This window comes from Actinomadura sp. NPDC048032, from assembly GCF_040653175.1.
In the GTDB taxonomy this organism is placed as follows: domain Bacteria; phylum Actinomycetota; class Actinomycetes; order Streptosporangiales; family Streptosporangiaceae; genus Spirillospora; species Spirillospora verrucosospora.
Genome location: NZ_JBEZJP010000391.1, coordinates 1 through 7,914, shown reverse-complemented (window position 1 = coordinate 7,914; position 7,914 = coordinate 1). Strand labels below are relative to the sequence as shown.

7 protein-coding genes are annotated in these 7,914 nt (G+C 75.3%); 3 read left to right on the top strand and 4 right to left on the bottom strand.

Going from position 1 to position 7,914, the window contains the following annotated elements; all coding sequences use genetic code 11:
* Window positions 1-556: TetR family transcriptional regulator C-terminal domain-containing protein (locus AB0C69_RS34030; protein WP_360359076.1), on the top strand; the 556-nt coding region annotated here is incomplete at its 5' end.
* A 47-nt stretch (window positions 557-603) separates the two neighbouring features.
* The gene (locus AB0C69_RS34025; RefSeq protein ID WP_360359074.1) at window positions 604-1,743 is read left to right on the top strand and encodes an acyl-CoA dehydrogenase family protein; all 1,140 of its coding nucleotides are present in this window, start codon (window positions 604-606) and stop codon (window positions 1,741-1,743) included.
* Between the two features lie 66 nt (window positions 1,744-1,809).
* Here the strand turns inward: AB0C69_RS34025 and AB0C69_RS34020 are convergent, their stop codons facing one another.
* The 3 genes from AB0C69_RS34020 to AB0C69_RS34010 form a co-directional block, all read right to left on the bottom strand.
* Window positions 1,810-2,667, bottom strand: coding sequence for an alpha/beta fold hydrolase (locus AB0C69_RS34020; protein ID WP_345182326.1), 858 nt, complete (start codon window positions 2,665-2,667; stop codon window positions 1,810-1,812).
* Window positions 2,668-2,875: 208 nt separating this feature from the next.
* Window positions 2,876-4,021, bottom strand: a complete 1,146-nt coding sequence (locus tag AB0C69_RS34015; protein ID WP_360359072.1) for a CaiB/BaiF CoA-transferase family protein — start codon at window positions 4,019-4,021, stop codon at window positions 2,876-2,878.
* A gap of 74 nt (window positions 4,022-4,095) precedes the next feature.
* Window positions 4,096-5,583, bottom strand: a complete 1,488-nt coding sequence (locus AB0C69_RS34010; RefSeq protein ID WP_360359070.1) for a hypothetical protein — start codon at window positions 5,581-5,583, stop codon at window positions 4,096-4,098.
* A gap of 384 nt (window positions 5,584-5,967) precedes the next feature.
* On the opposite strand from AB0C69_RS34010, the gene AB0C69_RS34005 reads away from it, so the two are divergent.
* Window positions 5,968-7,713, top strand: coding sequence for a serine/threonine-protein kinase (locus tag AB0C69_RS34005; protein ID WP_360359068.1), 1,746 nt, complete (start codon window positions 5,968-5,970; stop codon window positions 7,711-7,713).
* A 21-nt stretch (window positions 7,714-7,734) separates the two neighbouring features.
* Here the strand turns inward: AB0C69_RS34005 and AB0C69_RS34000 are convergent.
* On the bottom strand, window positions 7,735-7,914 hold a 180-nt coding region (locus AB0C69_RS34000), incomplete at its 5' end, for a hypothetical protein (RefSeq protein ID WP_360359066.1).

Below are 7,914 nucleotides of genomic sequence, written 5' to 3'. Positions count from 1 at the left end.
GGCGATCGGGTCCGTCCGGCACTACTTCGACGGCCAGACGGAGATCATGATCTTCGCGATGCGCACGTTCGCCGAGCGGGCCGGCGAGCGGCTGCGGCTGCGCGCGGCCCGGCTCGCGGCCCCCGGCCCCGCCGCGCCGCCGGCCGAGCACGCGGCGGCCGTGGAGGCGCTGTTCGCCGAGCTGCTGCCGCTGGACGCCGACCGGCGCGAGGAGGCCGAGGTGTGGCTGGCCTTCACGGCCGGCGCCCGCACCCGGCCCGAGCTGCGCCCGCTGGCCCGGGAGATGCACGACGACCTGCGCTCGATCGCGACGCGGGTCCTGCGGGCGGCCCGCCGCGCCGGCGCCCTGCGCGCCGATCTGGACGTCGAGGTCGAGGCCGCGCGGGTGCACGCGCTGGTGGACGGGCTGACCTCGCACGCCGTCCTGCGGCCCGACGCCGCCGGCCCGGCGGAGCTGCGGGCCGTGCTGCGCCGGCACGTCAGCGAGCTGACCGGCGTCCCGGCGGGAGACCTGCCCGCGCCGCCCGGCCCGGAGGACCTGCGCGCCGGCGGGTGACGCGCCGCCTGCTAGATTCCGAACCTCGTTCTACACGAGGAGGCGCGTTGGACCCCTGGCAGACCCCGGAGCGCGCGGCGCTGCGCGCCCTGGTCCGCGACTTCACCGCGCGGGAGATCGTCCCGTTCCTCGCCGGCTGGGAGGACGCGGGCGAGCTGCCCCGCTCCCTGCACGCCCGCGCCGCCGAGGCGGGACTGCTCGGGGCGGGGTTCCCGGAGGAGGCCGGCGGGTCCGGCGGGGAGCTGTTCGACGCGCTGATCGTCGCCGAGGAGATCATCCAGTCCGGCGGGTCGGGCGGCGTGGTCGCCTCCCTGTTCACGCACGGGATCGCGCTCCCCCACATCATCGCCTCCGGGGACGAGGCGCTGATCGAGAGGTTCGCGCGGCCGGCGCTCGCCGGGGAGCTGATCGGCGCGCTCGGCGTCACCGAGCCGGGCACCGGGTCGGACGTCGCGGGCATCCGCACCACCGCCGTCCGCGACGGCGGGCACTACGTCGTCGACGGCGCCAAGATGTTCATCACCTCGGGCGTGCGGGCCGACTTCGTCACCACGGCGGTGCGCACGGGCGGGCCCGGCTTCGACGGCATCTCCCTGCTGGTCGTGGAGAAGGGGACCCCGGGGTTCACCGTGTCGAAGCCGCTGCGCAAAATGGGCTGGCTCTGCTCGGACACCGCGGAGCTGTCGTTCGACGGCGTCCGCGTCCCGGCGGAGAACCTGGTCGGCGCGGAGAACAGCGGGTTCCTGCAGATCGTCGAGAACTTCGTGACCGAGCGGCTCTCCCTCGCCGTCCAGGCCTACGCGACGGCGCAGCGCTGCCTGGACCTCACCCTCGCCTGGGTGCGGGACCGGGAGACGTTCGGGCGCCCGCTGGCCTCCCGGCAGCTCGTCCGGCACAAGATCGCCGAGATGGCGCGGCGGACCGACGTCGCCCGCACCTACACCCGCGCCGTCGCCGAACGGCACGCCGCCGGTGAGGACGTCCTCACCGAGACCGCCTACGCCAAGAACACCGCCGTCCTGGCCTGCGAGCACGTCGTGCACGAGGCCGTCCAACTGCACGGCGGGACGGGCTACATGCGCGAGTCGGAGGTGGAGCGCCACTACCGCGACGCCCGCATCCTCGGCATCGGCGGCGGCACCAACGAGATCATGAACGAGATCGCCGCGAAGCGCCTCGGGCTGTGACGCCGGAGGCGGCGCGGCGGCGCCCGGCGGTGAGAGGGGAGCCCGCCGGACGCCGCCGTCTCCGGGTCAGCCGAGGGGGTTCGCGCAGTCGATGGGCCAGTACGGGCCCCAGACGTCGAGCGAGTTCAGCACGAATCTGATCATCACCGGGTCGAAGGCGATGCCGACGTGCGCGTTGGTGTCGTTCGGGCACTTGTCCTGCAGCAGGACGTTCTGCGCGTTGGAGCCGTTGAGGAACTCCGAGGTGTAGGGCGTGACGACCTCGTCGTACTTGGTGGACAGCACGATGTAGGTCGGGCCGGGCACGGTGTCGCCGCCCTCGTTCAGCTTCTTGAGGAAGTCGGAGCCGACGATCTGCTGGCCCGCGGCCGGCGCCGCCTTCACGACCGCCTGCGTGATGCCGAGCAGGCTGCCCAGCTCCACCAGCCCGGACATGTTGGTGCCGTGGTTGGACGGCACGACGCCGACCAGCTTGTTCACCTTCGCGGCTCCGCCGAGGAACTTCATGTAGTACCGCGGCATCATGCCGCCCTGCGAGTGCCCGACGATGTCGACCTTGGACGCCCCGGTGGCGGCCGTGACCCTGTCGACGAACGCCGCCAGCTCACCGGCCGACGTGGGGATGTCGCCGATCCCCTGGACGGGGCCGTCCTTCGGGCCGCCGTAGTTGAGGGCGTAGACGCAGTACCCGGCCTTCTTGAGCGCCGGAGAGAGCTTCTGCCAGTTGAAGGCCATGTTCTCGAACGTGCCGTGCACGAGCACCACGGGGCGCGGGTGGAGGAACGAGGGCTTGCAGTTCCAGTCGTTCGCCCCTTGCGGGCTCGTCTCGGCGTGCGCGGCGGGCGCGACCGTCCCGGCCAGGCCGAGGGCGGCGGGGACCGCCGCGGCGATGACCGCCCACGAGCGGAGTCGTGTGAAACGCATGGGCATCTCCCTAATGCGGGCACGACGAACCAGGCCGGCGTCCGGCCTTTCCTGTCGCCGTGTTGATCGGGGGTGGGGTGCCCACAAGGTACGACCGCGTTCCGGCGCAGTCTTGTGGAATGACCACCGGTTACCGCGAGGGAATTGTCAGCCGATTCACAAGCGATCCGCCGCGGCCGTGTCCGGACGGGCGCGGCCGCGGGCCCGGTCAGGCCTGGGCGACGGCGCCCTCCTTGAGGAGGGTCTCGGCGTCGTCGAAGCCCAGGTCGTCCAGGACGGCCCTGGTCTGGCCGCCGGGGAGGACGGGGACGCCGTCGGTCTCGGCCGGGGTCCGGGAGAAGCGGGGGGCCGGGGCCGGCTGGCGGTGGCCGGCGAGCTCGGGGAAGACCTCGCGGGAGGTGTTGAAGGGGTGCTCGGCGGCCTCGGCCAGCGACAGGACGGGGGCCACGCAGGCGTCGCTCGGGACGAAGACCTCCGTCCACTCGTCGCGGGTCCTCGTGCGGAAGGCGGCGGCGAAGCGCTCGCGCATGGCGCGCCATCGTTCGCGGTCGTACTGGGCGGGAAGGTCCTCCCCGTCGACGCCGAGCCGGCGGAGGAACTCGGCGTAGAACTGCGGCTCGATGGCGCCGACGGCCATGTGGCGGCCGTCGGAGGTCTCGTAGACGTCGTACCAGGGGGCGCCGGTGTCGAGCATGTTGACGCCGCGGCGGTCCTCCCAGATGCCGCCCGCGAGGAAGCCGTGGATGAAGGTGGACAGGTGGGCGGTGCCGTCCACGATGGCGGCGTCGACGACCTGGCCGCGCCCGGTCGTCCGCGTCTCGAGCAGGGCCGCGAGGACGCCGGTGACGAGGTACATGCTGCCGCCCGCGAAGTCGCCGAGCAGGTTCATCGGGACCTGGGGCGGCCCGCCCGCGCGGCCGATGGCGTGCAGGGCGCCGGTGATCGCGATGTAGCCGACGTCGTGGCCGGCGGTGTGCGCCAGCGGCCCCTCCTGCCCCCAGCCGGTCATCCGCCCGTACACCAGGCGCGGGTTGCGGGCCAGGCAGTCGTCCGGGCCGATGCCGAGGCGCTCGGTGACGCCGGGGCGGAACCCTTCGAGCAGGACGTCGGACTTCTCCACCAGGCGGAGGACGACGTCCTTGCCGCGCTCGCTCTTGAGGTCGACGGCGATCGACCGCTTGCCGCGGTTGGTGAAGTCGGTGCCGCCGGCGGCCTGCCCGTCCCGGACGGCGGAGGCGCGGTCGACGCGGATCACGTCGGCGCCGAGGTCGGCCAGCAGCATCGCCGCGAACGGCCCCGGCCCGATCCCGGCCAGCTCGATCACCCGTACTCCGGAGAGCGGCCCGTTGCCCATCTGCGACTCCCTGAATCTCGTTCGGTCCCCCCAGTGTGCCCGATCGAGGTAAGCGGGTGCTGACCCGACCCGCCCTATCGGGCGGTGAGGGTCACGGCCGTGCCGGGGGTCCCCCTGCCGACGAGGAGGCGGTCGCGCGTCGCGGCGCCCCGGACCCCCTCGGCGTGCGGGGCGAGACCGCGTCCCGCCGCGGCCACGTAGTACCAGCGGCCCGACGCCGCGCGCCACCACGTCCCGCTGACCGGACGCTGGACGTCGCAGGCGCCCGTGGCCCGGTTCTCCGCCCCGAGCAGGGTCGCGAAGGCGGCGGCGCCGCCGTCGGCGTACGCCACCCGGGTGCAGGTCCAGTCGGCGCTCTCCCCGCCGTGCGGCAGCGTCCCCGACCAGAAGTGGGACGCCGTGGCCGCGGAGAGAGGCCGCGAGGACGCGGGGACCGCGCAGGCCAGCCTCTTCCAGAAGGCCCGGGCGGTGCGGCCGAGCACGGCCGGGCGGTCGGGGCCTCCCGGGCGGCGGTCCGGCGGGCGGTAGCCGAGGACGGCGGCGCGCGGGCCGCCGAGGTCGCCGACCGTGCGCGCGCCGAGGTGGAAGAGCGGGCCGCGGCCGCAGCCGGTGCCGGGACGGACGGGCGCCGTCACGCCGCCGGACGCGGCGAGCCGCCCCCCGGCGAGGGTCTCCGGCCGGGCGTCCCAGGGCGACAGGAGGTAGCGCCCGCCGCCGAGGGCGATCGGCGCGGACGGGTCGGCGCCGATCGCGGCGACGTCCAGGCGCCCTGAGGCGTAGCGGGCCAGGCGTCCGCCGCTGCGCATCACCGCGAGCGGCACGCCGTCCACGGTGCCGGCGTACAGCAGTTGCGCGACGCCGCTGTCGGGGCGGCGGCCCCCGGGCTCGGCGGCCCACGCGGCGGCGGCGCGGCGGCCGAACGCCCGGTCGCCGGCGAGGTCGCCGCGGGCGGGCCAGACGTCGAGGGAGCGGGCGCCGCGCGTCCAGGCGTCCGGCGCCGCCGTGACGAGGCCGAGGCCGCGGGCGGACGCCTCGCGGGCGCCCTCCCGCTCCGTCACCAGCAGCGCGCCGACCAGCGCGGCGGTGAGGAAGACCGCGGCCGCCAGCGGGATCACCGAGCGGGTGCGGACGGGGCGCAGCAGCTCCGCCTCGAACCGGTCGCCGCGGCGGGGCACCGGCACCTCGACGGCCTCGGCGGCGCGGATCACCGGCCAGGGGTCGCGCACCCGCAGCTCGATCAGCTGGTCGCGGACGGCGTAGCGGGGCATCCCCTCGACGTTCCGCAGGACGTAGGCCACGCGGACGTGGGGGTCGAGCCTGGCCAGCGCCGCGGTCAGCGCCGGGTCGGGCAGGCGGGCGGGCAGCGCGCGCAGCCACGGGCCGAGGCCGATCTGCAGGCGGCGGGACGGCCGCAGCGCCCGGCGCAGCACGCGGGTGCGGCGCCGGGCGTGCCCGGCGGCGGAGCGGTCGCGGGCGCCGCGCGAGGTGGAGTCCACGATCCGGCGGGCGATCGCCAGCCGGTAGACGCGCTTTCCCCGTCCCGGCAGAACGAAATACGCCATCCGGACAAGGTCGCCATAAGCCGATTCGGTCGGTGGTGTTTCCCTGTGCGGATTCGTCATGACATCGTCCGTCACGGCGGGCCACTCCCTCTGGGGCAGTTCCTTCGTCGCGAATCCCGAGGTTAGGACGGAGAGAGCCGGCACTGGAGCGCAATTGGCACAACGATTAACCGACCGAATGGAAATGTCATCTCATTTCCGTACGATGTGCCGGAGGCGGCGGGCCCGGCCTTCCCCGCGAGAGCAGCCACGCCCGTTTCCTCCCCGTACTACGCTTGTGCCCGGGGGAACCGCCCCGGGCCGCGCCGCATCGAACGAACCAGCCGCGCACGCGCCCGCACGCGCCCCGGACGAGACGAGCGACCGAGAGGGAACCCCCGACCCATGACCGAGGACGTTCCGGGCTACCGGGTGCTTGAGCAGGTCGGCGAGGGCGGCTTCAGCGTCGTCTACCGCGCCCACCAGGAGCGCCTGGACCGGATGGTCGCGCTGAAGGTCATGTCGATCAGCGCGGTCGACGACGCGGCGATGCGGCGGTTCCAGCGCGAGTGCAAGATCACCGGTCGGCTCTCCGGGCACCCGAACATCGTGACCGTGCTGGACACCGGCACCACCCGGTCCGGGCGCCCCTACATCGTGATGGAGTACTTCGAGCACGGAGCGCTCACCGACCGGCTCGCGCGGGAGGGGCCCCTCGCGTTCGCCGAGGTGCTGCGGATCGGGGTGAAGATGGCGGGCGCGCTCGCCGCCACCCACGAGACCGACGTCCTGCACCGGGACGTCAAGCCGCAGAACGTGCTGCTGTCGCGGTACGGCGAGCCCGCGCTCGCCGACTTCGGCATCGCCCGCCTCGTCGACAGCTTCGACGCCACCCACACGCAGGCGTTCACCCCGCACCACGCCGCCCCCGAGGTGCTGGAGGGCAGGCCGCCGGGCATCGGGTCCGACCTGTACTCGCTCGGCTCGACGCTCTACCAGCTGCTGGCCGGACGGCCCGCGTTCAAGGGGCCGCCCCGCGAGGGCATCGCGCCGCTGATGCTGCGGATCCTCAACGACCCGCCGCCGCCGATCCCCCGCCCCGACGTCCCGCGGCAGGTCACCGACGTCATCGTGCGCGCGATGGCCAAGACGCCCGACGAGCGGTTCGCGAGCGCCGTGGAGTTCGCGCAGGCGCTCCAGCGCGTCCAGGCCGAGCTGGGGCTGCCGGTGACGGACGTGGCGCACGCCGGCCGCGGCGCCCTGGCGCTGTCGGACGCCGGCCCGCTCCCCTCGTTCCCCGACGTCTCCGCCCCGCCGCCGGCGCCCGCCGCGCAGGCGCCGCCCCCGCCCGCCCCCGCGCCGCCGGCTCCGGCGCCCCTCGCCGCGCCGACACCGGCGCCGCCGCGGTCGCCGTGGGCGCCGAACGCCCTCCCGCCGCAGACGCGTGAGACGGCCCTCCCCCAGGAAGGCCCGCCCCCCGGCCCGGAAGCCGCCTGGCCTCCGATGCCGGTGCCCCAGGCGGGCGACCGGCCCGCGAACGGGTCCTCCACGACGCCGCACACGTCACCGCACACGACGCCGCACGGGGGCCCGCACCAGACCACGCCGCACGGGGGCCCGCACCAGACCACCTGGGACCAGCCCCGCCAGGGCCCGCGCCGCGGCCTGATCGTGGTGGGCGGGATCGTGCTCGCCGGCGGGCTGGCCCTCGGCGTCGGGGCGCTCGCGCTGTCCGGCGGCGGCGACGGCAAGGGCGGGACCGCCGCCACGTCGCCGCCGCCCTCCCCGACCGCCCCGCAGGGGCAGACCACCCAGACCCCGCCCCAGCCGATCCCGGCCTCGCAGCTCGCGGCGACCCGCCCGCGCAAGGTGGTCGCGCGGCAGGTCGGCCGGACGGCGGCGCTGCTCTGGACGCTGCCGCCCGCCGCGCGCGGGCTGCCGCTGCTCGTCCAGCAGCAGCCCGCCGGGACCCAGCCGATCGTGTCGGTGAAGGCGGGCTCGCAGTCGGCGACCATGCCGGGCCTGCGACCGAACACGGCGCACTGCTTCAAGGTCGGCGCGGTGCTGCGCCTCAACCAGGGCCAGGCGCCGGACGTGGCGTGGTCGGCGCCCGCCTGCGTCGGCAAGGCGAAGAAGCGCCCCAAGCCGTAGCTCTCGCGGAGGGTCCGCGGGTCAGGGCGCGCACGTCCAGACCGCGGGCCCCGCGAGGCTCCTCCAGTCGCCCGGCGTGTTGACCAGGTACCCGATGACGTAGCCGGTCTTGCCGCTCCACGTGATGTCGACGTACATGTCACCGGCGAGGGCGGCGCGTTCCGGATCTCGCTCACCTACGACGCGCCGACCGGCGCCGGC

Excerpts from the sequence above, each read along its gene's own strand:
- AB0C69_RS34020 (WP_345182326.1), bottom strand. The coding sequence starts at position 2,667 with ATGCGTTTCACACGACTCCGCTCGTGGGCGGTCATCGCCGCGGCGGTC.
- AB0C69_RS34015 (WP_360359072.1), bottom strand. The coding sequence starts at position 4,021 with ATGGGCAACGGGCCGCTCTCCGGAGTACGGGTGATCGAGCTGGCCGGG.
- AB0C69_RS34005 (WP_360359068.1), top strand. The coding sequence starts at position 5,968 with ATGACCGAGGACGTTCCGGGCTACCGGGTGCTTGAGCAGGTCGGCGAG.
- AB0C69_RS34010 (WP_360359070.1), bottom strand. The coding sequence starts at position 5,583 with ATGGCGTATTTCGTTCTGCCGGGACGGGGAAAGCGCGTCTACCGGCTG.